This is a genomic window from Umezawaea beigongshangensis, from assembly GCF_016464305.1.
Taxonomy (GTDB): Bacteria; Actinomycetota; Actinomycetes; order Mycobacteriales; family Pseudonocardiaceae; genus Umezawaea_A; species Umezawaea_A beigongshangensis.
Map to the genome: position 1 here is coordinate 83,070 of NZ_JAEIOJ010000007.1, position 23,994 is coordinate 107,063.

Here is a 23,994-nt window from a genome sequence, read left to right on the forward strand (position 1 = left end):
GTAGCGCTTGAGTCGTCGTGGAGCAGGTCTCAGGCGACCTGGGCCTCGACGATGTTCACGGTCTTGCGACCGCGCTTCATGCCGAACTCAACCGCGCCGGGGGCGAGGGCGAACAGCGTGTCGTCCTTGCCGCGACCGACGTTCACGCCGGGGTGGAACTTGGTGCCGCGCTGACGAATCAGAATCTCGCCGGCCTTGACGACCTGACCACCGAACCGCTTGACACCCAGGTACTGAGCGTTGGAGTCGCGGCCGTTGCGGGAGCTGGACGCACCCTTCTTGTGTGCCATGGCTAGTCAGATCCTCACTTACCGGTGATGCCGGTGACCTCGACGCGGGTCAGCTTCTGGCGGTGACCCTGGCGCTTGTGGTAGCCGGTCTTGTTCTTGAACTTGTGGATGCGGATCTTGGGGCCCTTGGTCTGCTCGACGACCTTGCCGGTCACCGCAATCTTCCCCAGGGCGTCAGCGTCAGCAGTGACGTCATCGCCGTCCACGACCAGCAACGCCGGGAAGTTGATTTCGGTGCCCGGCGCGCCTTCGAGCTTCTCGACCTCGACGACGTCGCCGACAGCCACCTTGTACTGCTTGCCGCCGGTCTTGACGATCGCGTACATCGGGACGGAAGTCTCCTGCTACTAGACGGTGACGGGCCATGCGCGCGGTTCTGCTGTACTGAGAGCGAACCGGATTGCCACACGACAGGGCCCACCGGACGGCGGGCCGCTTACCAGGTTACGGGCCGGGGCTCGACGAGGTCAAACCGGGGTGTCCGCCACGCTTCGCCGACTCGGCCAGATACCGCTTGACCAGCACCGTACCGGCTGCGTCGGGTGGTTGACCAGCGCGCAACCAGAGGCTCTCCAGCAGCATCGGCCGGGCCACGGCGGACGCCTCGGCACCGCTCAGCGCACCCCCGGATGTGTCCCCTCTCACCAGCGCGGCGACCTCGCCGTCGTGCAGCGCCGCCGATCCGAGGTGGGCCAGGCAGCGCGCCGCGCCGTCGTCCTCCGCCAGCTCCCGGTACAGGTCCAGGGCCCGCCTCCAGCGGCGCACGGCCTCCAGCGGCCTGCGACGCCGCCAGCTCGTCACGCCGAGCAGCTCCGTGACGTGCGCCCTGGCCGACCAGTCGTCGGCCGCGGTCGCCAGCTCACCGGCGCGGGTGAGGTGCTCGGCCGCCCTGATCGGTTGCCCCTGGAGCAGCCGCACGACCCCGAGGTTCAGCCGCGCGCAGACCTGCGCCGCCAGGTCGACCCGCGGCAGCAACTCCAGGCAGTGCCGCAGCGACCGCTCGGCGTCGAGAAGGACGTCCTGCACGCTCGCCGGTGTCCCGCCGTCGCGACGGGCCCGCTCGGCCCGCTCGACGTGCAGCAGCGCCCAGGCGAGCTGCTCGCGCCCCGCGACGACCGACGACCTGCGCCCGTCGACCTTCCCCAGCTCGACCTCCGCCTCCTCGGACCGTCCCGCCATCCGCAGCGCCGCGGCCCGGCGCACGCCCGCGAGCGCCTGCACGGTCGGGTCCTCGTGGCGGGCCGCGGCCGCGGCCAGGCCGTTCGCCGCCGCCAGGAGCGCTGCGCCCTGCTTCTCGCGGGAGTGCCACACGTCGAGGGCGTCGGCGACGCGGCACAGGTCGGGGAACGTGCCCGCGGACGAGTCCGGTTGCCGGAGCAGCTCCAGCAGCAGGGCCTCCTCCGCGCGGAACCAGCGACCGGCGACGCCCGCCGTGCCGGGCACGACCAGGTCGGCCGCTCTCGCCTCGGCGAGGTCCGCGTAGTGGCGCACCAGGCGGGCGACGGCGCGGCTGCGGACGCTCCTGGCGCGGCGCTCGTCCGGACCGACGCCGTGCCGCACGGCCCAGCGCACCTCCTGCGGCATCCGGTAGCGGCCGGGCGGGACGTAGCGGACCAGGTCGCGCGTGGTCAGCTCGCGCAGCGGGTCACCCGGTCCGGCGGGCACCAGCGCCGTCACGGCCTCCGGTGGCAGCTCCGTCACCGGCAGCGCGGCCAGCGCCTCCATCAGCCGGACCGCGTCGCGCGACAGGGACGCCCTGATGCGGGCGAGCACCGTGAGGCGCACCCGGAACACGTCGCCCGGCGTGTCCGCGGTGGCCGTCACGGCGGCGGCCAGCTCGGCGAGCGTCCAGTCCGCGGCGGGACCGGTGAGCGCGGCGGCGACGTCGCGGATCGCCCGCGGACGCCCCAGGCAGGCGGCGACGAGGCGGTGCACGTCGTTGCGCTCCGCGTCGTCGGCCGGCTCGGCGCCGGGGCGGCCGAGCTGCTGGAGCAGCAGCCGCGCGCCGTCCTCGGTCGACAGCGGCCCGACGTGCACGACGTCCGACTCGCGCACGGCGTCGGCCACGGCCTGCTCACCGGCGATCACGAGGGTCACGTCCGGCGCGGCGCCCAGCTCGTCGACGAGCCAGCGGACCTGGTCCGGACTGGACACCTGGTCGAGCAGCAGCACGGTCCGCGTGCCGCGCAGCTCGGCCAGCAGCCGGTCGGCGGCGCTGGCGTGCGCGGCGTCGTCGTCGCGCGCCGGCACGTCCACGCCGAACCCCTCCAGCAGCCTGGTCACCACGACCCTGACCTCCTCGGGCGACTGCGAGGAGCGGCTCCGCAGGTCGAGGCGGTACTTGGCGGGGACACCGGGCTCCACGTCGTCGGCGGGGAGCTCGCGGACGACCTCGGCGGCGACGGCGGACGTGCCGATGTCGCGGGGGCCGACCACGGCGACCAGCCGATCGGCCGACGCGCGCTCGACGGCGGCGCGCAGGTCGTCCTCGCGACCGAGCAGTTCGGTCTCCGGCGGGTTCCACAGCAGCCGCGGCGGACCGGAGGGCGCGGCGACCTGCGGCGGGTCGTCCTCGGAGTCGGGGACCGCCTGCACCCGCCGGTAGGCGAACCAGATCAGCGCGAGGCCGGACAGGACGGTCAGGGCGATCGCCGGGTAGGAGACCACGTTCTTGATCCGGGGACTGAGCACCTTGTCGGACACGACGCCGCTGAACATCTGCACGGCGACGCCGGAGAGCAGGACCGCCAGCGCACCGCGCAGGTCGACGCGGTCGTACCAGGCCGCGCGCCGTTCCGGTCGCCTCACCGGCCGCCTCCTCCGGTCAGTCCGCGCACGACGACGCGCCAGGTGAGCAGGAACAGCACGACCGGCACCACCGCCGACAGGACGGCCCCCGCCGCGAGCGGGCCGGAGGACGTGGCGAACTGCCTGGCCTGGCCCCACAGGGCGAGCGACAGCGGACCGGCCCCGGCCCCGTTCACCAGCAGGCCGAGGGTGAAGTCGTTCCACACCTGCACGAACTCCAGCACGGCGACGGCCACCAGCGCCGGGGCCGCGTGCCGGAGCACCCGGTCGAACACCGTGCGGCGGCCGACCTCGCCCAGCCGCGCACCGGCCACGAGGCCCGACGGTGCCGTGGCGAACGCGGCGCGCAGCAGCAGCACGGCGAACGGCGTTCCGGCGGCGGTGTGCACCAGGATCAGCGGCACGCGCGAGTTCGCGAGGCCGAACTGCGTGATCACCGCGTTCAGCGGCTCGGCGTAGACCTGCACGGGCACGACGGCCAGCAGCGTGAGCAGCACGACCAGCGACCGGGTCAGCAGCGGCGGCAGCTCTCCCCAGGCCAGCTGGTAGGCGGCGGGCACCGCGACCAGCAGCACGAGAGCGGTCGCCGTGATCGCGACCAGTGTGGTGGAGCCGAGCGCGGAGGCCAGGCCGTTGCCGAGCACCTCCGCGTACGACTCGACGCCCGGACCGGCGCGACCGGGAGCCCACCACCCCGCGACGGCGGCGTCTCGCGGGTCGCGCACGGACGTGAGCAGCAGGGACAGCAGCGGGTACGCCCACAGCAGCGCCACCCCCGCGGTCAGCGCGACGCCCCACCACGGGCCGTACCCGGTCGTCGTCCGCGGTGTCGCGGGCGGTGACGTGGCGGGCGGAGCCAGGCGCGGCCACGAGCTGCGCAGGCCGCGCATCCCGAACAGGGCGACGACCGCCACGACCGCGAACAGCAGCACCGACAGCGCCGCCGACTCGCCCTCCGTGCGGAACGGGCCCTCGCGCCACCAGTTCAGCGCCACCACGTCGGCGTTCGCCTGCACCGAACCGGGCACCATCACCAGCACGAGGTCGAACAGCCGCACCGCGGCGACCACGACCGTGAGCAGCACCACGGCCGTGACGGGCCGCAACAGGGGGAGCACCACGGTCCGCAACTGCCGCCAGCGGCCCACGCCCTCGCTGCGGGCCATCCGCAGCAGGTCGCGGGGGATCGCGTCCAGTCCGACCCGGAACAGCGCTGCGGCGAAGCCCACCCACGCCCACACGAACGCCGACGCGATCACGACGTGCACCCACGCCGGGCCGAGCCAGTCCGGCGGCGACCAGCGCGGGCTGATCGCCTCCTCGGGCAGCTGGAGCCGGTAGGTGCTGGCGGAGGAGCTGCGGACGGGGATGCGGAACACGCCGCCCCCGTCGGTGGTGGCGGTGCCCTCGGGCGCTCCCAGCGACGTCGCGACCACCGGAACGCCGCTCAGCGCGCGGTCGCCGAACATCACCCGCCCGCTGAGCACGCCGGGCTCCGTGCCCGGCTGCGGTGCGGGGTCGCGCAGGTCCACCACGTCGACCAGCACACCCAGCACGGCCAGGTCCACCACGGCGCCCGCGACGAAGGTCTGCTCGGTCACCAGTCCGTCGGCGGGCGGCCGCGCCTCCAGGGCCGTGCGACTGCCGACCGAGAGGTCGGGACGCGCGCCGGCCGCCGGGGCCGGATCGGTCACGGCGTCGTGCGCGGCCACCACCAGCGCCGACACCGCGCCCCGCTCGTGCGACGGGTCGTAGAGCATCCGGAACGCGATCCCCGAGACCAGCATCGACACCGCCGTCGGGGCGACGAGGACGAGGATAAGGAGTCCCGCGCCGAAGCGGACGCGGCGGCTGAGCACCGCGAGAGCGAAGCCGACCACGCACACGCCGACCGCGACGAGCACCCACGACAGGCTGCCGTACACGGCCGCGCGGGTCTCGCCGTCGCGGAGCAGCGCCGCGTAGTTCCCCAGCGGCGGCCCGCCGAGGCTGACCGCGACTGTGTGCACGACCGGCGCCACCAGCACGGCGCCGACCAGCAGCAGGCAGGGCAGTCCCAGCAGCCACCCCCGCATGGCGCGGCCCGGCCTGCCGTCGACGGCCGGGCCCGCGAGGTCGCGACCGGCGATCTCCAGCTCCAGCTCCCCCGGCACGCTCACCTCCCCCTCGCCAGTTCCGCCATGCGACCGGCGGCGCGCTCGGCCGCGTCGCGGACCCGCGACGGGGTGTCTCCCACGCCGCGCAGGAAGTCCTGGAGCACCCGCCACAGCCCGCGCCCGTCACCGCCGCCGATCGCACCGAGCTGGTCGGCGAGGTCGAACACCAGCTTCTGCTCCGTCTGCTCGCGGACCTCGACGGCGAGAGCGGCGATCCGGTCCGTCGGGTAGGCGCTCACGCCCACCTCGCGGTGCACGGACAGGAAGCCGCCGTTGCGGGCCCACGCGCGCCCCGCCTCGGCGGTGCCCAGCCACGACGCGAGCGCCAGGCCGCCCGGTGTGCCCGGCGCGGGCACCACGACCACGTCGCCGCCGACCTTCGGCGGCTGGACCTCGCCCCCCGGCAGCGGGAAGCGGAACCAGTCGAGCCACCCCCGGTCCAGGTCGGCCGGGGCGTGCCGGGCGATGACCGGGTAGGTGAAGTCGGCGCCCGCGATCATCGCCGCGCGGCCGGGCAGGAAGTCGTCGACGACGGCGGCCTCGGCCTGGGTCAGCAGCGCGCCGGCCGCCCCGCGCGGGAACGCCCCGCGCTGGGACCACACGTCGCCCAGCCGCTGGAACGCCGTGAGCACCCCGTCGTCCTGCCAGCGGGGCTCGCGACGCGCCAGTGCCGCGTACAGCTCGGCGTCGACGCCGAGCAGGACGTTCTCGAAGAAGTCGCAGAGCACCCACCCGTCGGCCCCGCCGAGCGCGAGCGGCGCCACGCCGGCGTCGGCGATCCTGGCGTTGAGCTGCACCCAGTCGCCCCAGTCGCGCGGCGGCAGGAGGCCCAGCCGGTCGAAGACGTCCCTGCGGTACCAGACGACCGACTTGTGGGCGACCTTGTAGGGCACGCCCAGCAACCGGTCCCCCGGGGTGAGGATGCGCTGCCACGTCTCGGGGAACTCGTCCGCGAGCGCCGCGTCGTCCAGCGGGGCCAGGTCGCGGGCCAGCCCGCTCACCGCCCAGAGCCGGGGCAGCAGCACGGCGTCCACCGCGCCGCCCCGCCGCGAACTGAGGACAGCGCCGATGTCGTCGCCCAGCGGCACGACCTCCGCGTCGTAGCCGGTGGCGTGGCGGAACTCCCGCAGCACGGACCGGAAGGTCGCCAGCTCCCAGCCGCTCCACGGCACCGCCACCCGCACCGTTCCGGCCGGCCCGCCCGCGCAGCCCGCACCCGCCAGCAACAGGGGCAGGGCCAGCGCGGCGCGGCGGGAGAGCACGTCAGCGGCTCCGCTCCGACAGGTCCTCGACGGTGTCGGCGAACCCGGTGAGGCGGTCCGGCGAGTCGGCGACCACCAGCACCGCCACCCCGTCGAGCGGATCTCGGCGGGTGAGCTGCGCCGACCAGCCGGGGTGGGACGCGCGGTCCTCCAGCACCAGTGCGGCGGGAGCGCGCAGCAGCGCCCTGGCCAGCCCCACCCACAGGCGGCGGCAGGCGGTCAGCTCGTGCGGGTGCAGGTCGAGCACGTCGAGCAGGTTCAGCTCCGCGGCCGTGAGGTTGAGCTGCGGGCGCACCTGGCCGGTCTGGAGACCGGCGCCGGTGCGGCGGCCGTAGGTGATGTTGGCCTGGACGGTGAGGTTCGGCAGCAGACCGCCGTCCGCCGGCACGAACGCGATCTCGGAGGCGATCCCGGCCGCCGGAGGGGGGACGCGCTCGCCGTCGACCTCCACGTGGCCGGACAGCGGCGGCGTGATGCCGGTGACGGCGTCCACGAGCGCCGCGGCCAGGTGCGCGTCGGGGACGACGAGGCCGGTGATCCGGTCGCGCGGCACGTCGAGGTCCAGGGGCTGGTCGAAGCCGCGTGGCAGGAGTGCGCACAGCTCCAGGCCCACCCGCACCACCCCCTCGACGTGCTCGGACCTGAAAAACTAGCGGGGCCCGGACACCCGGTGAGACGAAAACGGCCGGGCTGCGCCCGATCGGCGTAGCCCGGCACGTGTTCGTCGGTGGATCAGCTCTCGGTGTCGCCGCCCTGCGGCGGACCGGCCGGACGGGAGGCCGCCCGGCGGGACGTGCGGCGCTTCGTGGTGACCACCGGAGCGGGCATCTCGACCGGTGGCTGAGCCGGGGCGTGCCCGTTCAGCGTCGCCACCGCGCTGACGCTCTCGATCTCGCCGGCCTCGTGCTTCACCGGCGCACCGGTGTCGCGACGGGCCCTGCGGCGACCGCGCCGCTCGCGCTTGCCGGAGTCCGGCTCGTCCTGGTCGACGGACACCGCGCTCTCGGTGAGCGGGGTGCTCTCGACCTCGTTCTCCGACGCGGTGGTGGCCTGGGCGGGCACCACGACGTCCGCGACGGGCTCGGTGACAGCCGCCTCGGCCGCTGACGCGTCGACTGCCGGCGTCTCCACGACGGGCGTCTCCACGACCGGAGCCTCGACGACCGGCGTCTCGACGACCGGCGCCTCGACCACGGGGGTCTCGACCACCGGAGCCTCGACGACCGGGATCTCCGGCTGGACCGGCGTCTCGGCCTGCGCCGAGCCCTGGTCGCCGCCCCGGTTGCGCTGGCGGGACTTGCGGCCACCGCCCTGCGACTGGGCACCGCCGCCGTTCTGGCCGCCACCGCTGTTCTGGCCGCCACCCTGCTGGGTGCCGCCGTTGCCCTGGCCGCCGCCCTGGCCACCGCCGTGCGAGTGCACCGGATCGGTGGACATGACGACGCCACGACCGCGGCAGTGCTCGCACGTGGTGCTGAACGCCTCCAGCAGCCCCGTGCCGACCCGCTTGCGGGTCATCTGCACGAGCCCCAGCGAGGTGACCTCGGCGACCTGGTGCCGCGTGCGGTCCCGGCCGAGACACTCGGTGAGCCTGCGCAGGACCAGGTCCCGGTTGGACTCCAGCACCATGTCGATGAAGTCGATGACGATGATGCCGCCGATGTCGCGCAACCGGAGCTGGCGGACGATCTCCTCCGCCGACTCCAGGTTGTTGCGCGTGACGGTCTCCTCGAGATTGCCACCCGATCCGGTGAACTTGCCGGTGTTGACGTCGATGACCGTCATGGCCTCGGTGCGGTCGATCACCAGGTAGCCGCCCGAGGGCAGCCAGACCTTGCGGTCGAGCGCCTTGAGCAGCTGCTCGTCGATGCGGTGCGCGGTGAAGGCGTCCGTGTTCGACACGTGCTTGCGCAGCCGGTCCTGGAGGTCCGGCGCGACGTGGCGCACGTAGGCGTCGATGGTCTCCCAGGCGTCGTCGCCCTGGACGATCAGCGCCGAGAAGTCCTCGGTGAACAGGTCGCGGACGACCTTCACCAGCAGGTCGGGCTCCTCGTAGAGCAGCTGGGGGGCCTGGGCCTTCGGCGTGGCGGCCTTGTCCTTGATGACCTGCCACTGCGCCTGCAGACGAGTGACGTCGCGGCCCAGCTCCTCCTCGGCGACACCCTCCGACGCCGTGCGGATGATCACACCCGCGTCCTCCGGGACGACGCGCTTGAGGATGTCCTTGAGGCGCTTGCGCTCGGTGTCGGGCAGCTTGCGGCTGATGCCCGTCGCCCCGCCGCCCGGCACGTAGACCAGGAAGCGGCCGGGCAGGCTGATCTGCGTGGTCAGCCTTGCGCCCTTGTGGCCGACCGGGTCCTTCGTGACCTGGACGAGCACGCTGTCACCGCTGGAGAGGGCCTGCTCGATCTTGCGGGCCTTGCCCTCCAGACCGGCGGCGTCCCAGTCCACCTCACCGGCGTAGAGCACGGCGTTGCGGCCGCGGCCGATGTCGATGAACGCGGCCTCCATGCTGGGCAGCACGTTCTGCACGCGGCCCAGGTAGACGTTGCCCACCAGCGAGCCGGTGCCCGACGAGGTGACGAAGTGCTCGACGAGCACGCCGTCCTCCAGCACGCCGATCTGCGTGCGGTCGCCGCGCTCGCGGACCACCATCGTGCGCTCGACGGCCTCGCGGCGCGCGAGGAACTCGGACTCGGACAGCACGGGCGCACGACGGCGACCGGCCTCGCGGCCGTCCCTGCGGCGCTGGCGCTTGGCCTCCAGGCGGGTCGAGCCGCGCACGCTGCGCACCTCGTCCTGCGCGGCGGCCGAGTCGGCCCGGTCGTCGCGCGCGTCGCGGGTCTCCCGGACGTGCACGACCGTGTTCGGCGGGTCGTCCTCGGTCACGACCGGCTCGTCCTCGGCACCGGTCTTGCGACGGCGGCGACGACGCCTGCGACGGCTGCCGCCGTCGTCACCGGCGGTGTCCTCGGCCTCCTCGGCCTGGTCCTCCGGCTCCTCCTGCTCGGCCTCGGACGACTCGTCCTCGTCCGAGCCGCTGTCCTCGGCGCCCTTGCCCCGACCGCGACCGCGGCGACCGCGGCGCCGACGACGGCGGCTGTCGCTCTCGTCACCGTTCAGGTCGGCGTCGTCGGCCTGGTCGTCCTGGTCCTCGTCGATCTCCTCGACGAGTTCGGGCTCCGGCTCCTCGACGACCCTGACCCGGCCGCGGGACTTCTTCGGCGCGGGCGGCTCGTCGGCGGGCTGCGGCGGCAGGAACACCGGCGACGGCGCGGCGAAGACCGGCGCGAGGGCGACCGCCTCACGCGCCTCGCGCGGCGTGACCGCGGGCTCCTCGTACTGCTCGTCCAGCTCACCGGTGACGATGTCGTCCCAGGTCAGGAGGACTTCTGCGACCTTGAGGGCGACGTCGCGGGCGACGCTCGACTGAGCGCCGCGCACCACCTCGCCGAGGTCGTTCAGGGTCGCGATGACGACCTTGCTCTCGACGCCCAGCACCTTGGCCAGGGCGTGCACCCTGAGCTTGGGGGGAAGATCCGCCAGCTCGGGGTGTGCGGATGTGACGTTATCCCCGCCGGAAGCTCCGGCGGGCTTGTCCGTGTTCGACATGCAGCTCCTCCGCCCCCGGGCGCGTCCAGTCGAGGACGCGGCCGCGCAGGGGCCTCTCTTGTCCACTCTCCACCGCGGCTGGCGGCGGGAATCCTTGCCTTGCACCGCTCGGCACCCGGACTTCCAACGAGTCCACCGGTGACGAGCAGCAGGTCCGTCGACGACGCCGTCAGCGCCGCTCCACGGCTCCCGGGTCCTGCTCCACCGCCCTGTCCAGGGCGAACGGGTCGATCAGGCCACCTTCGTCGTCGAGCCGTCCCTGCGCCATCCGGGTCGCCTTCGCGGGCACCGGCGGAACCAGACCGGCGACGACGCGGAGCGCGCTCAGCACGTCATCGGGTCGAACAGCAGGTGTTGTCTGCCGCACGACCGCGTCCAGTATCCCACACGGCGGTGACGATGCGACGCCTTCGTGTTCCGCGTCGCTCGCCCGCTCTCTCGCACGGGCCCAAACGACAGCGGGGCGCACGTCCAGAACGCGCTTGCCGTCCTTCGTGGCCCGTTCGACCTCGACCGACTCGGTCGCGAGCAACCGCTCGACCGCGTCGCGCAGGTCCTCCGCCGACACGCCGGGCAGCTCCACGCTCCACCGGCTCGCCTCGATCCGCTCGGTGAGGTTGCCACCGGCGGCCTGCACGACCTCCAGCACGTCCAGCCCCGGCGGCATGGCGTCGTCGAGCGCGACGCGCAGCGCCTCCGGGTCCACCGCGTCCACGACCGACACCTCGACGTACTCGGCCTCGCTCGCCACCCCGGTGGGCGCGGCGCCCACCCAGGAGATCTTCGGGTGCGGGCTGAAGCCCTGCGAGTACGCCATCGGCGCTCCGGCGCGGCGCAGTGCCCGCTCGAAGGTCCTGGCCACGTCGCGGTGGGACGTGAACCGCAGCCGTCCGCGCTTCGCGTAGCGCACGCGGAGCTTCTGGACGGCCGACGCCGACGGGTTGGGCTGCTGCTGGCGGCTCAGTGCCGTTCCCCCTCCACTGGTGCCCGACGGTCGAGCGGCCCGTCGGCGCGTGCTGTTGCTCCGACAGGACGGTACCCTGGGTCTTGTTCGGCACGTTGCGCTTGTCTGCTCACGCCGCTCTGGCTACCGTCCGGTTCGACCGGACGTCCGCCCACCCCGAGCATCGGCCTGGCAAGCCGTGGAGGTCTCCTGTGCCTCTCTCCCGCCGTGCGCGCGCGGCAGCGATGACCGCTGCCGTCCTCGCGACCGGCTGCCTGGCCGTCACACCCCCGGCAGCCGCAGATCCCGAGGTCGTGGCGCCACCGTCGGACGGCTGCATCCAGCCGGGACCGACGCTGCGCTACCTCGTCGTGTTCGACGAGGAGACCGCGGAGGACGAGGCGGCCGCGGAGGTGCGACGGTCCTGCGGCACCACCACCTTCTACTACCCCGAGATCTCCGTCGCCGTCGCGGTGTCACCCGATCCGACGTTCTTGCGGCGCATCGGCTCCGAGCGCGCCTACAGCGCGCAGGGCGAGGCCCTGTCCCGACAGGACGGCACGCCCGCGCGCAAGAAGAGCGACGGCACCGAGGGCACGAAGACCGCGCCCGCGAACGGCCTGACCTCGGCCGATCTGAGCGACGAGCAGTGGGACATGGCCCTGATCAGGGCGAACGAGGCGCACGCCGTGACGACCGGCAGCCGGGAGGTGGTCGTCGGCGTGCTGGACTCCGGCATCGACGCCACCCACCCCGACCTGGTCGGGGCGCTCGACCCCGCGCTGTCCGCTGGGTGCCTCACCGGGCGACCCGACCCCGCTCCGGCCGCGTGGGCGCCGACGAGCTCCAGCCACGGCACGCACGTGGCGGGCACCATCGCCGCGGCGGACGACGGCCGCGGCACCACGGGCGTCGCGCCCGGTGTGCGGATCGCCGCGGTGAAGGTCGTCGACGACGAGGGGTTCATCTACCCCGAGTACGCCGTGTGCGGGTTCATGTGGGCCGCCGCCAACGGCATGGACGTCACCAACAACAGCTACTTCATCGACCCGTGGGCGTTCACCTGCCAGGACGAGCCCGGTCAGTCCGTCGTGTACCGGGCCGTCGAGCGCGCGGTGCGGCACGCGGCGTCCTCCGGCGTGCTCAACGTCGCGGCGGCCGGCAACGGCGGCGTCGACCTCAGCAAGCCCGGCAGCGACACCGCGAGCCCCACCAACGCCGCCACCCCGAACGCCAGGCACCGCCTGGTCGACAACTCGTGCCTCGTGCTGCCCGCGCAGGTCCGCGGCGTCGTGGCCGTGTCGTCGGTCGGCCAGGAGAAGGTGAAGTCCGGGTACAGCTCCTACGGCCTCGGAGCCGTCGACGTGACCGCGCCCGGTGGCGACACCGGTCAGGTCGAGGACGGCCGCACGAACGGCTGCGTGCTGTCGACCGTGCCGCAGGGCTACGACTACTCGTGCGGGACGTCGATGGCGGCCCCGCACGCCTCCGGCGTCGCGGCCCTGCTGTCCTCGACGCACCCCGGCAGCTCGCCCGAGGAGCTGACCAGGCTGCTCGGCGCGCAGGCGGACACCCTGGCGTGCCCGGCGGACTACGACCTCAACGGCACGGGCGTGCAGGACGCCTTCTGCACCGGGTACTCCGAGTACAACGGCTTCTACGGCCACGGCCTCGTCGACGCGGAGGCCGCCGTGGAGAACGCGCCGAGCACGACCGGCAGCACCGGCAGCACCGGTGGCGCCAGCAACACCGCTGCCGCCGCCGGCAGCGCCACCGGTGGCGAGGAGAAGACCCCGGAGACCCCGAAGGCCGCGACGCCTCCGGCCGCCGAGGAGACCCCGGCCGCCACCACGCCGACGATGCCGGTCCTGCCCGTGCTCAGCGCCGCGACCTCCGGGTGATCCGGGCGGCTCCTCCCCCGGAGGAGCCGCCCCGCCCGATCAGGTGCCGCTCAGCGCCGAGTTGCGCACCGGCGAGCCCTTGCCGACCGGCGTGATCGGCAGCAGCGTCTTGCCGCTCGGGCCGACCTCGATGTCCGTGCCCATCGCGGGGCACACACCGCAGTCGAAGCACGGCGTCCAGCGGCAGTCGTCCTGCTCGCGCTCGTCGGTCGCGTCCTGCCAGTCCGCCCAGAGCCACTCCTTGTCGAGCCCGGAGTCCAGGTGGTCCCAGGGCAGGACCTCCAGCTCCTCGCGCTCGCGGGTGGTGTACCAGGCCAGGTCCACGCCCAGCGGCTCCAGCTCGGCGGCGGCGCTGCCGACCCAGCGGTCGTAGGAGAAGTGCTCCGACCAGCCGTCGAACCGGCCGCCGTCGCGCCACACCCGCTCGATCACGCGCCCGATGCGCCGGTCGCCGCGCGACAGCAGTCCCTCGATCAGGGAGGGCTTGCCGTCGTGGTAGCGCATGCCGATGCTGCGGCCGAGGCTCCGGTCGGAGTTGACGGCCTCGCGGAGCTTGCGCAGCCGGTCGTCGACGACGTCCGGGGCGCACTGCGCCGCCCACTGGAACGGGGTGTGCGGCTTCGGCACGAACCCGCCGATGGAGATGGTGCAGCGGATGTCCTTGCGGCCGCTGACCTCGCGACCGGCGCGGATGACGTTCTTCGCCATCTCGGCGATCTGGAGCACGTCGTCGTCGGTCTCGGTCGGCAGGCCGCACATGAAGTACAGCTTCACCTGGCGCCAGCCGTTGGAGAACGCGGCGCTGACCGTCCTGATGAGGTCCTCCTCGGACACCATCTTGTTGATCACGCGGCGCAGCCGTTCGCTGCCGCCCTCGGGGGCGAAGGTCAGACCGGAGCGGCGGCCGTTGCGGGACAGCTCGTTGGCCAGGTCCACGTTGAAGGCGTCGACGCGCGTGCTGGGCAGCGACAGGCCGGTGTTGGTGCCCTCGTAGCGGTCGGCGAGGCCCTTGGTGATCTCCGCGATCTCCGAGTGGTCCGCGCTCGACAGCGACAGCAGGCCCACCTCCTCGAACCCGGTGGCCTCCAGGCCGCGCTGCACCATCGCGCCGATGCCCTCGATGGAGCGCTCCCGCACCGGACGGGTGATCATGCCCGCCTGGCAGAAGCGGCAGCCGCGCGTGCAGCCGCGGAAGATCTCCACGCTCATCCGCTCGTGGACGCTCTCGGCGAGCGGCACCAGCGGCTGCTTCGGGTAGGGCCACGCGTCGAGGTCCATCGTGGTGCGCTTGAACACCCGGTAGGGCACGCGCTCGCGGTTGGGGACCACGCGCTGGATGCGGCCGTCGGGCAGGTACTCGACGTCGTAGAAGCGCGGCACGTAGACGCCGCCGGTCTCGGCGAGACGGGTCAGCACCTCGTCGCGGCCGCCGGGACGCCCCTCGGCCTTCCACTGCCGGACGATGTCGGTGATCTCCAGGACGGCTTCCTCGCCGTCGCCGAGCACCGCGCAGTCGACGAAGTCCGCGATCGGCTCCGGGTTGAACGCGGCGTGCCCACCGGCCACCACGATCGGGTGGTCTTCGGTGCGGTCGGCGGCGTGCAGCGGGATGCCGGCGAGGTCGAGGGCGGTGAGCATGTTCGTGTAGCCCAGCTCGGTGGCGAAGCTCAGTCCGAACAGGTCGAACGCGCCGACGGGGCGGTGGCCGTCCACGGTGAACTGGGGGACGTCGTGCTCGCGCATCAGCGCTTCCAGGTCGGGCCACACCGCGTAGGTGCGCTCGGCCAGCACGTCCTCCAGCTCGTTGAGGACCTCGTAGAGGATCATGACGCCCTGGTTGGGCAGCCCCACCTCGTAGGCGTCCGGGTACATCAGCGCCCACCGCACGGAGGCGCCGTCCCAGTCCTTGAGGGTGGCGTTGAGCTCCCCGCCGACGTACTGCACCGGCTTGGAGACCCTCGGCAGAAGCGGTTCCAACCTGGGGAACACCGACTCGACGGTCATGGTGGTCCAGGGTAACCGCTGGCGGCGCACCTCCCGTTCGCGGCAGCGGGTGTGACCGCGCTCTCCCGCCGAGCCGGTGGTGATCCACGGGCGGGCGACGACATCATCCCCGCGCGAATCGTGCGGCGAGCGGAGGTGGAGGCGGTGCTCGGAAGCGGGAGGGCCGTCAGCAGCCCCACCGGTCACAACCGCGTGCGCGGCACCGCGAACCCGGACCTCACCGCGCGCGAGGCGTCAGCCGGCGGCGACGGTCCAGGTGGTGAACCCGCCGGGTACGCCGCGGACCGCGACAGCGCACGGGCGCTGGCGGAGATCGTCCTCCCCCGGCTGCCCTCCTAGCCGGGCACGCGACGCAGCGTCCCCTCCCAGAGCGGATCGGACGAGCGGTGCCGCACCTGCCCGTCGCGCAGTTCCAGGACGGTGCTCGTGCCGGTTCCGCAGTCGTCGCCGTCGGGTTCCACGGTGATCCTGCCGACGCGCACCGAGCGCAGGACCAGGTCGACGGTGCACCCGGTGCGGGTGGTGGTCAGCCGGCCGACCCGCTCGCCGTGCGCCCCGTCGACCAGGGTGATCCGGATCGCCTGCGGGGTGCCGCCGGAGCCGTCCGGCACCACCGTGCCGGACCAGGTGCCGATCAGGCCCATCGGCACGGTCATCTGCTCCAGCGAGGGCCTGGTGACCGGTCGTTCGTCGGCGACCGGTGGCGTCGTGGTCGCGCCGGGGGTCGTCGTGCCGGTGGTGGCCTCCGCCGTGGTCCGCCCGAGACCGCCCGGCACGCCGGTGAGCGCGACGCCCGCGGTTCCGGTGACCAGGGCCAGCGCCACGGCGGCCCCCGTCCACAGGCCGCGGCGCGGCGACCGGCGGCGTGGAGACGGCACCGGGGCGATCAGCGTGGGACGCGGGGGGTGCGCGGCGGCCCGCAGCGCGGCGGCGTCCGCGCCCTGACGGCGGATCAGGTCCCGCAGCGGTTGCGGGAGCCACGCGCCGCGGGCGGGCTGCACGCCGATCAGGCCGAGCAGCCGCTCGGTGGTGGGCCGCTGCTCCGGCTCCTTCGCCAGGCACGCGCCGATCACGGCGCGCAGCCGGGACGGCAGCAGTTGCAGGTCCGCCTCGCCGTGCACGAGGCGGAACAGGGTGGCGGCGGTGGACGCCTCGCGGAACGGCTCGCGTCCGGTCGCGGCGAAGAACAGCGTCGCGCCGAGGGAGAACACGTCGGCGGCGATGGTGAGTTCGCGGCCCTGGACGTGCTCGGGCGCGGCGAAGCCGGGCGAGCCGATCACGAAGCCCGTGGCCGTGACGCCCCGCGACTCCTCCACGGCCCTGGTGATGCCGAAGTCGATCACGCGGGGGCCGTCGGCGGCGAGCAGCACGTTGCCCGGCTTGAGGTCGCGGTGGATCAGACCGGCGCGGTGGATCTCGCGCAGCGCGGCGGTCAGCCCGGCGGCCAGCCCCAGCACGACGTCCTCGCCCAGCGGCCCGAACCTGCGCACGGCCGAGTCCAGCGTGGGACCGGGCACGTAGGCGGTGGCCAGCCACGGCACCGGCGCGGCCGGACCGGCGTCGACGACCGCCGCCGTCCACGCGCCGTCGACCGAGCACGCGGCGGCGACCTCGGTGCGGAAGCGGCGGCGGAAGCGGTCGTCGTCGGCGAACTGCTGGTGGACGAGCTTGACCGCGACCAGCCCTCCGTCGGGGGCGAGGGCGAGGAGGACGCGCCCCATCCCGCCCGCGCCGAGACGCCCGAGGACCCGGTAGCGGTCGACGCTCCTCGGATCGGCTGTGGTCAGCGGTTGCACGCCCACTCCGACGCCGCTGACCAGGGCGCCGTTCCGCCTACTTGAGCAGCAGTCCGGCCAGCCTCCTGCCGGCCACCACGACCCCGGTCGCCGCCATCACCGCGAAGTACGCGACGTTCCCCAGCGCCGCCCAGGTGACGTGGCCGGTGGTGAGCCCGCGCAGCAGTTCGACGGCCTGGTACAGGGGTGTCACCTGGACGACGACCCGCACACCGGCCGGGTACACCGACAGCGGGAAGAACGTCGTGGAGAACAGGAACATCGGCAGCACGGCGAGCTGGACCAGGTCGAAGTCCTGCCACGAGCGCATGAACGTCGTCGCGGCCATGCCCACCGCGGCGAACGCGAACGCCACCAGCAGCGCGGCGGGCAGCGCCAGCAGCGCCCACGGCGACAAGATCAGCCCCATGCCCAGCATGACCAGCAGGAACGCGGCGGAGTACAGGCCACCGCGCAGCAGCGCCCAGCTGATCTCGCCGATGGCGATGTCCAGCGGCCCCATCGGCGTGGCGAGCATCGCGTCGTAGAGCCTGGCGTACTTGAACTTGAAGAAGATGTTGAACGTGGCGTCGTAGACCGCGCCGTTCATCGCCGACGCGGCGAGCAGCGCGGGCGCGACGAACGTCGCGTAGCTCAGCGGCTGACCACCCGGCCCGGCCACCTCCGACACGAGCTGCCCGAAGCCGACGCCCAGGGACAGCAGGAAGAGCACCGGCTCGAAGAACCCGGACACGATCGCGAGCCACGCCCGCCGGTTCACCACCAGCGCCCGTTCCACGATCACTCCGCCGCGCCCCGAGTACAGGCCGGGCGGGACGATCCTCAGGACGAGCCCCGAACCGCGTCGCGAGACCGCCCGCTCCCGCGTGTGCGTCATCACTACACCGCCAGCCTGCGCGTGAAGTACCTGCGGCCCAGCACCGCGCCGACCACGACCAGCGCGCTCAGGTACGCCACGTGCCCGAGGAGGGCCACCGGGCCCAGGGTGCCGAACGCGGCGCCCCTGGACAGCTCGATGCCGTGCCACGCCGGGGTGATCCACGCCAGCGGCCAGGTCCAGGACGGGAGGTCGCTCATCGGGAAGAACGCGCCGGTGAACAGGGTCATCGGCATGACCACGAACCGGAACAGGCCGTTGAACGCGCTGTCGGTCCGCCGGGTCGCGGTCCAGGCCACCACGACGGCGCTGAACGCCGTGCCCGCGAGCAGCGCGAACACCCACGCCCACAGCACCGCGGGCCCGGTCAGCGCGCCGAGCAGCCCCGCGACGGCGAGGAACACCGCCAGGCTCGCGCCGAGGCGCAGCGCGTTCCAGGTGAGCTGCCCGGCGAAGACCTGCCCCGGCGTCAGGGGCGTGGCCACCGCGCCCCAGTAGGTCTTGGACCACTTGAACGCCGAGAACACCGCGTAGGTGGAGTCGAAGTTCGCGTTCTGGATCGCCGTGGTCACGAGCAGGGCCGGCACCAGGTGCTCGACGTAGCTCAGGCCGCCGGTCGCCGCGCCGGGCCGCACCTGCGAACCGAAGCCGAAGCCCATCGCGAGCAGGAACAGCACGGGACCGAGGAACGTCGAGAACGCCGACGAGCGCCAGTTGCGCCGGTACCAGAGCCAGTGGCTCTCCACGGAGAGCCAGGTCGCCCGGACGGGCCCGACGACGACGCCGGTCGAGCGCGAGGCGGGGATCGTGGTCCGCGTCATCAGTCCACCAGTGTCCGTCCGGTCAGGCGGAGGAACACGTCCTCCAGGGAGCTGCGGCGCACGAGGCTCGACAGCGGGCGCACACCTCGGGCGTGCACGGCGTCGAGCACGCCGTCCCCGTCGGCGGTGTAGAGCAGGAGGCGGTCCGGCAGCACCTCGACGCGGTCGGCCAGCGGCGTCACCACCGGGACCACGGCGTCCTGGTCGCCGGGGGCGAAGCGCAGCTCCAGCACCTCGCGGGTCGAGTGGCGGGCGATCAGGTCCTGCGGCGAGCCCTCGGCGGCGATGCGGCCGCCGTCCATGACGACGAGCCGGTCGCAGAGCTGCTCCGCCTCGTCCATGTAGTGCGTGGTGATGATGAGCGTGACACCGGACTGCTTGAGCCGGAACAACCGGTCCCACAGCAGGTGGCGCGCCTGCGGGTCCAGACCGGTGGTGGGTTCGTCGAGCAGCAGCAGGTCCGGGTCGTTGACCAGCGAGCGGGCGATGGTGAGGCGGCGCTTCATGCCGCCCGACAGCGGCTCCACCTCGTGGTCCGCCCGGTCGGCGAGCTGCGCGAAGTCGAGCAGCTCGACCGCCTTGCTCCTGACGTGCGCGCGGGACAGGCCGAAGTAGCGGCCGTAGACCTCCAGGTTCTGCCGCGCCGTCAGCTCGGTGTCGAGGTTGTCCTCCTGCGGGACCACGCCGATGCGGGAGCGGATGCGCGGGCCGTCGACGTCCGGGTCCATGCCGAGCACGCGCAGGTCGCCGCCGGTGCGGGGCGAGGTGCAGGCGACCATCCGCATGGTCGAGGACTTGCCGGCTCCGTTCGGGCCGAGGAAGCCGAACGCCTCACCCCGGCGCACCTCCACGTCGATGCCGCGCACGGCCTCGAAGTCGCCGAAGTGCTTGGTGAGGCCGCTCGCGCGCACGAGCGGGAGATCGACTGTGGTCACGGTTCGCGACCCTAGCGACACCCACCGACAGTTCGCCGCTGATTTCCCGCGCGGCCGGACGGACCAGCGGCCCGGACCTCCACGAGGTCCGGGCCGCCGACGTGCGGGAACTTCAGAGAGCCGGGAACCAGAGCGCGATCTCGCGCTCGGCGGACTCGGGCGAGTCGGAGCCGTGGACCAGGTTGAACTGGACCTCCAGGCCGAAGTCGCCGCGGATCGTGCCCGGCGTGGCCTTCTCGACGGGGTCGGTGCCACCGGCGAGCTGCCGGAACGCCGAGATGGCGCGCGGGCCCTCGACGACCAGCGCCACCAGCGGGCCGCCGGTGATGAAGTCGACCAGGTCGGCGTAGAAGCTCTTGCCGTCGTGCTCCGCGTAGTGCTGCTCGGCGGTGGCGCGGTCGACGGTGCGCAGTTCGAGCGCGGCCAGGGTCAGGCCCTTGCGCTCGATGCGGGAGATCACCTCGCCGACCAGTCCACGGCTGACACCATCGGGCTTGACCAGGACCAGGGTGCGCTCGCTCACGGCCGTCCGTACTCCTTCGTGCGGGTGTGGATGACCCGTGCGAGTGCACGGGGACGCTCAGCGTAGCCGCGCCGCCTCGCACCCGCGTCGGAGGTGCTGCTCCACGACCCGTCTCGAACGGTCGACTCGCGGGTCGGCGGGTCAGGACCACCACCGGTCCCGCTGCCCGGCGCGCACCGCGTCGCGCGGCCGGTCGCCGACCGTCCCCGTGCCGGTGCCCGCCGCGGCGGCCGGACGATCTCCCGCACGCCCTCGACGACGCGCGGGTCCTCGGTCGTGAGGTCGTCGAGCCCGGAGAAGTCGTCCTGCTCGGTGGACTCTCCGGCGAACGTCGAGTCGCGGCGGTCGTCGCGGCGGTCGCCGTCGGCGAAGCGGTCGGGCATCACGACGTAGAACCGCTCGCCGGTCAGGTCGTCGCGCAGCACGTCGCGCGCGAGGTCGCGGTCACCGGGGCGCACGCCGGGAGCGACGTCGGCGACCTCCTCGCCGCAAGAACGTGCGGGCGTGTCGTCCGGTCCGCGGACCGGACGACACGCACCTCACCAGGACGGCGAAGCGCCGACAAGGGCCAACCGGGGCCCATGTGGCCGCAAGTTCTTGCGGGAAGGAGTCAGCGGCGTTGCGGCTGGAGGGTCGTCGACCACAGCGAGCTGCCGGTGGCGTCGCGCAGCGACACGGTCAGCTCACCGCTGCGGCCGTTCACCTCGACCTCGCCGAAGTGCTGGAACCCGTCCAGCGGCGAGCTGTTGGCCGCCGGCGGGGCGTGCACGAACACCGCCTCCGGGCCGAACGTCGGGTCCAGGGCGTTCGGGCCGAACCCGCCCGCGTGCAGCGGCCCTGACACGAACTCCCAGAACGGGTCGAAGTCCCCCACGGCGGCCCGGTCGGGCGAGTAGTGGTGCGCGGCGGTGTAGTGCACGTCCGCGGTCAGCCACACGACGTTGCGCACGCGGCGGCGCGCGAGGTCGCGCAGCACGCCCGCCAGCTCGTGCTCGCGCCCGCCGGGCACGCCGGGCAGCCCGTTCGCCACACCCTCGACACCGGCGCCGTCCGGCACGGTCAGGCCGACGGGCAGGTCGGCCGCGACGATCTTCCAGGTCGCCGTGCTGCGCGCGAGCGAGTCCACCAGCCAGCGGGCCTGCCTCTCCCCCAGCACGTGCCCCCGACCGTCGCGCGGCGCGGTGTTGGCGTCCTTGTAGGTGCGCATGTCGACCACGAACACGTCGACGTGCCTGCCCCAGGAGAACGACCGGTAGACGCGGCCGTCCACGGCCCGCGCCCGGTCGATCGGCTGCCACTCGTGGAACGCCCGGAACGCCCGCTCCGCGAGCACGTCGACCCGCTTCTCGGTGTAGGCGGGCGAGTCCAGGATCTCGCCGGGGTACCAGTTGTTGGTCACCTCGTGGTCGTCCCACTGCACGAAGCTCGGCACCTGCGCCGCGAACGCCCGGTAGAGCGGGTCGGCCATGTTGTAGGCGTACTGGCCCCGGTACTCGTCGAGCGTCTCGGCCACCTTGAGCTTCTCCGGTGTGACGGTGTTGCGCCAGATCCGGCCGTCCGGCAGCGTCACCGTCTCGGTCAGCGGGCCGTCGGCGTACACGGTGTCGCCGCTGTGCACGAAGAAGTCCGGGTTCCGCTCCGCCATCGCGCGGAAGATCGGCATGCCGCCGAGGTCGGGGTTGCTGCCCCAGCCCTGGCCCGCCACGTCGCCCGACCAGGTGAACCGCACGTCCTCGCGGCCCACCGGCGCGGTGCGGAAGGTCCCGGTGACGGCCTCGCTGCGGGTGCGGCCGTCGAGGTCCTCCGCGACGACGCGGTAGTGGAACTGCCCGCCCGGCCGCAGGCTCCGGACCCGCACCTTGCCGGTGCCGCCGGTCTCCGGCGTCAGCAGCGGCCCGCGCACCCGGCGGGAGCGGCGGAACGACGGGTCCTCCGACACCTCGACCACCATCCGCGACGGCCGGTCGGCCCGCGTCCACACCAGCGCGCCGTCCGTGCTCACGTCGCCGGACTGCACGCCGTGCGTGAGCACCGGACGCCCGCCGCGCACGAGGGACGCCGCGTTCGCCACGCCCGTCGCGGGCAGCAGCACGGCGCCCGCCCCGATTGCACCGGCACGCAGCAGCGTCCGCCGGCCGATTCCCCGCTCATCGCTCATGCGGGTGGTTGTAGTCCCCGATCGAGGCCACCGCACCAACCGGAACCGACCTGCGGGTGAACTCAGGCCGGAGGCTGCTGCTGAGCGGGCAGCCGTCCCTCCGCGATGCGCTTGGTCATGTCCCGGCGCAGCCACAGCAGGTACGCCCAGACGAGGCTGAAGACCACGCCCACCGCGCCCAGCGCCGTCATCGCGAACCACGAGGCGACCATCACCACGTGCAGCGCGATCACGACGCCGATCGCCCAGCGGTGCTTGAGCAGCCCCGCCGTGACGGCCAGGCCCACGAGCAGGGCGAACACCAGAGCGCCGGTCGTGGTGCCGATGCCGCCGCCGAGCCGCGCGACGACCGGGATCGCCAGCGCGACCACGATCACCTCGAGGATCAGCGTCGCGGCCATGATGCCGCGGAAGCCCTTCATCGGGTCCTTGCGCGGCGCGGGCACGGGGGCGTTCTCGGTGGTCATGACGGCTCCTTGCCGAAGAGTCCGCGTGCTTCGCCCGCGGTCACGACCGACCCGGTCACGACCACACCGGCGCCGGACACCACACCGTCGTCGTCGGCCTCCTCGGCCAGCTCGACGGCGTTCTCCACCGCGTCCACGAGCCGCGGCGCGACGACCACGCGCTCGTCGCCGAAGATCTGCACGGCGAGCCCGCCGAGGGTGTCGGCGTCCATCGAGCGCGGCGAGGAGTTGCTGGTGACGACGATCTCGGAGACCACGGGCTCCAGCTCGGTCAGGATGCCGGTGACGTCCTTGTCCTCCATCACCCCGACCACCGCGACGAGCTTGCGGAAGCCGAACTCCTCGCTCAGCGCGGTGGCGAGCGCCTTCGCGCCGTGCGGGTTGTGCGCGGCGTCGACGAGGACGGTCGGCGCGGCGCGCACGGGCTCCAGACGGCCGGGCGAGGTGACGGTGGCGAACGCCTCGCGGACCGCCTCCACGTCGAGCTGCTTCTGCGCGCCCGCGCCGAAGAACGCCTCGACGGCGGCGAGCGCCAGGGAGGCGTTGCGGGCCTGGTGCGCGCCGTGCAGCGGCAGGAAGATCTCGTCGTAGACCCCGCCGAGGCCCTGGAGCGACAGCATCTGGCCGCCCACGGCGACGTACCGCTCCAGCACGCCGAACTCGGCGCCCTGCCGGGCCACGGTGGCGTCGACCTCGCGGCAGCGCTCCAGGACGACCTGCGCCGCCTCTGGCTGCTGCTCGCCCACGACGACGGTGGAGCCGGGCTTGATGATCCCCGCCTTCTCCCGCGCGATGGTCTCGACGTCGCCGCCGAGGTACTCGACGTGGTCGATGCCGATGGGCGTGATCACGGCGATGCGGGCGTCGGCGACGTTCGTCGCGTCCCACGAGCCCCCGAGACCGACCTCGATCACGGCGGCGTCGACGGGCGCGTCGGCGAACGCGGCGAACCCCATCGCCGTGATCACCTCGAACGTGCTCATCGGCACGTCGGAGCGCGCGTCCACCATCGCCAGGTACGGCTCGACGTCCCGGTAGACCTCGACGTAGCGCTCGGGGCTGATGGGCTCGCCGTCGATGCTGATGCGCTCGGTCGCGAGCTGGAGGTGCGGGCTGGTGTAGCGGCCGGTGCGCAGACCGATGCGGGTGAGCAGCGCGTCGATCATGCGGGAGGTGGACGTCTTGCCGTTGGTCCCGGCGACGTGGAGCACGGGGTAGCTGTGCTGGGGATCGCCGAGGACGTCCACCAGAGCGCGGACGCGGTCCAGCGAGGGCGCGATCCTGGTCTCCGGCCAGCGGGTGTTCAGCTCGGCCTCGACGACGCGCAGCGCCTCCAGTGCCCCCGGATCGAACTTGGGCACGATCACTTCTCCCGGCGGTTGCGGACTGTCACGACCCGAGTCTACGACCAGACGCGACCAGCGCCCGGAAGGCGTCCACG

At 73.5% G+C, this 23,994-nt stretch carries 20 protein-coding genes; 2 read left to right on the forward strand and 18 right to left on the reverse strand.

What is annotated here, in order from left to right:
- Positions 1–29 precede the first annotated feature (29 nt).
- From rpmA to IMZ35_RS18435, 8 genes are all read right to left on the reverse strand, one after another.
- Complete coding sequence (gene rpmA / locus IMZ35_RS18400; protein WP_199442353.1) at positions 30–290, reverse strand: 50S ribosomal protein L27; 261 nt, start codon at positions 288–290, stop codon at positions 30–32.
- A gap of 14 nt (positions 291–304) precedes the next feature.
- Positions 305–616 (reverse strand): 50S ribosomal protein L21, encoded by a 312-nt coding sequence (rplU, locus tag IMZ35_RS18405; RefSeq protein WP_199442354.1) that lies wholly within the window; start codon positions 614–616, stop codon positions 305–307.
- Between the two features lie 118 nt (positions 617–734).
- Positions 735–3,098: a tetratricopeptide repeat protein gene (locus IMZ35_RS18410; protein WP_199442355.1), complete on the reverse strand. Its 2,364-nt coding sequence runs from the start codon at positions 3,096–3,098 to the stop codon at positions 735–737.
- Positions 3,095–5,257, reverse strand: coding sequence for an ABC transporter permease subunit (locus IMZ35_RS18415; protein ID WP_199442356.1), 2,163 nt, complete (start codon positions 5,255–5,257; stop codon positions 3,095–3,097). The genes IMZ35_RS18410 and IMZ35_RS18415 overlap by 4 nt, the downstream gene beginning before the upstream one ends.
- Positions 5,254–6,516, reverse strand: coding sequence for an ABC transporter substrate-binding protein (locus IMZ35_RS18420; protein WP_199442357.1), 1,263 nt, complete (start codon positions 6,514–6,516; stop codon positions 5,254–5,256). The genes IMZ35_RS18415 and IMZ35_RS18420 overlap by 4 nt, the downstream gene beginning before the upstream one ends.
- A gap of 1 nt (position 6,517) precedes the next feature.
- A complete protein-coding gene (locus IMZ35_RS18425; RefSeq protein WP_199442358.1) occupies positions 6,518–7,129 on the reverse strand; it encodes an ATP-binding cassette domain-containing protein in 612 nt (203 codons plus the stop codon).
- A 119-nt stretch (positions 7,130–7,248) separates the two neighbouring features.
- Positions 7,249–10,128: an Rne/Rng family ribonuclease gene (locus IMZ35_RS18430; protein WP_199442359.1), complete on the reverse strand. Its 2,880-nt coding sequence runs from the start codon at positions 10,126–10,128 to the stop codon at positions 7,249–7,251.
- A gap of 169 nt (positions 10,129–10,297) precedes the next feature.
- Complete coding sequence (locus IMZ35_RS18435) at positions 10,298–11,038, reverse strand: TIGR03936 family radical SAM-associated protein (RefSeq protein WP_199442360.1); 741 nt, start codon at positions 11,036–11,038, stop codon at positions 10,298–10,300.
- 278 nt (positions 11,039–11,316) lie between these two features.
- Here IMZ35_RS18435 and IMZ35_RS18440 point away from each other — a divergent pair, with 278 nt between their 5' ends.
- Entirely contained in the window at positions 11,317–12,972 is a 1,656-nt protein-coding gene (locus tag IMZ35_RS18440) for a S8 family peptidase (protein ID WP_229372522.1), read from the forward strand.
- Positions 12,973–13,011: 39 nt separating this feature from the next.
- Here IMZ35_RS18440 and IMZ35_RS18445 read toward each other — a convergent pair whose 3' ends face one another.
- Positions 13,012–14,976, reverse strand: coding sequence for a TIGR03960 family B12-binding radical SAM protein (locus tag IMZ35_RS18445; RefSeq protein ID WP_199442362.1), 1,965 nt, complete (start codon positions 14,974–14,976; stop codon positions 13,012–13,014).
- 144 nt (positions 14,977–15,120) lie between these two features.
- On the opposite strand from IMZ35_RS18445, the gene IMZ35_RS18450 reads away from it, so the two are divergent.
- Complete coding sequence (locus tag IMZ35_RS18450; RefSeq protein ID WP_199442363.1) at positions 15,121–15,315, forward strand: hypothetical protein; 195 nt, start codon at positions 15,121–15,123, stop codon at positions 15,313–15,315.
- Here the strand turns inward: IMZ35_RS18450 and IMZ35_RS18455 are convergent.
- The 9 genes from IMZ35_RS18455 to folC all read right to left on the reverse strand — a co-directional run bounded on the left by IMZ35_RS18455 (position 15,312) and on the right by folC (position 23,914).
- Complete coding sequence (locus IMZ35_RS18455) at positions 15,312–16,772, reverse strand: serine/threonine-protein kinase (RefSeq protein ID WP_199442364.1); 1,461 nt, start codon at positions 16,770–16,772, stop codon at positions 15,312–15,314. The two genes, IMZ35_RS18450 and IMZ35_RS18455, sit on opposite strands and share 4 nt — an antisense overlap.
- A 37-nt stretch (positions 16,773–16,809) precedes the next feature.
- Positions 16,810–17,649 carry an ABC transporter permease gene (locus IMZ35_RS18460; RefSeq protein ID WP_199442365.1) on the reverse strand — a complete coding sequence of 280 codons (840 nt, stop codon included), beginning with the start codon at positions 17,647–17,649 and terminating at the stop codon, positions 16,810–16,812.
- A 2-nt stretch (positions 17,650–17,651) separates the two neighbouring features.
- Complete coding sequence (locus IMZ35_RS18465; protein WP_199442366.1) at positions 17,652–18,470, reverse strand: ABC transporter permease; 819 nt, start codon at positions 18,468–18,470, stop codon at positions 17,652–17,654.
- The gene (locus tag IMZ35_RS18470) at positions 18,470–19,405 is read right to left on the reverse strand and encodes an ABC transporter ATP-binding protein (RefSeq protein ID WP_199442367.1); all 936 of its coding nucleotides are present in this window, start codon (positions 19,403–19,405) and stop codon (positions 18,470–18,472) included. Before IMZ35_RS18470 ends, IMZ35_RS18465 begins: the two co-directional genes overlap by 1 nt.
- 112 nt (positions 19,406–19,517) lie before the next feature.
- A complete protein-coding gene (gene ndk / locus IMZ35_RS18475) occupies positions 19,518–19,928 on the reverse strand; it encodes a nucleoside-diphosphate kinase (RefSeq protein WP_199442368.1) in 411 nt (136 codons plus the stop codon).
- Positions 19,925–20,386, reverse strand: a complete 462-nt coding sequence (locus tag IMZ35_RS18480) for a hypothetical protein (RefSeq protein ID WP_199442369.1) — start codon at positions 20,384–20,386, stop codon at positions 19,925–19,927. Before IMZ35_RS18480 ends, ndk begins: the two co-directional genes overlap by 4 nt.
- Positions 20,387–20,538: 152 nt before the next feature.
- Positions 20,539–22,086, reverse strand: coding sequence for an alkaline phosphatase D family protein (locus IMZ35_RS18485; protein ID WP_199442370.1), 1,548 nt, complete (start codon positions 22,084–22,086; stop codon positions 20,539–20,541).
- A gap of 62 nt (positions 22,087–22,148) precedes the next feature.
- Positions 22,149–22,553, reverse strand: a complete 405-nt coding sequence (locus IMZ35_RS18490) for a DUF4233 domain-containing protein (RefSeq protein WP_199442371.1) — start codon at positions 22,551–22,553, stop codon at positions 22,149–22,151.
- Entirely contained in the window at positions 22,550–23,914 is a 1,365-nt protein-coding gene (folC, locus tag IMZ35_RS18495; RefSeq protein ID WP_199442372.1) for a bifunctional tetrahydrofolate synthase/dihydrofolate synthase, read from the reverse strand. Before folC ends, IMZ35_RS18490 begins: the two co-directional genes overlap by 4 nt.
- Between the last annotated feature and the right edge of the window lie 80 nt (positions 23,915–23,994).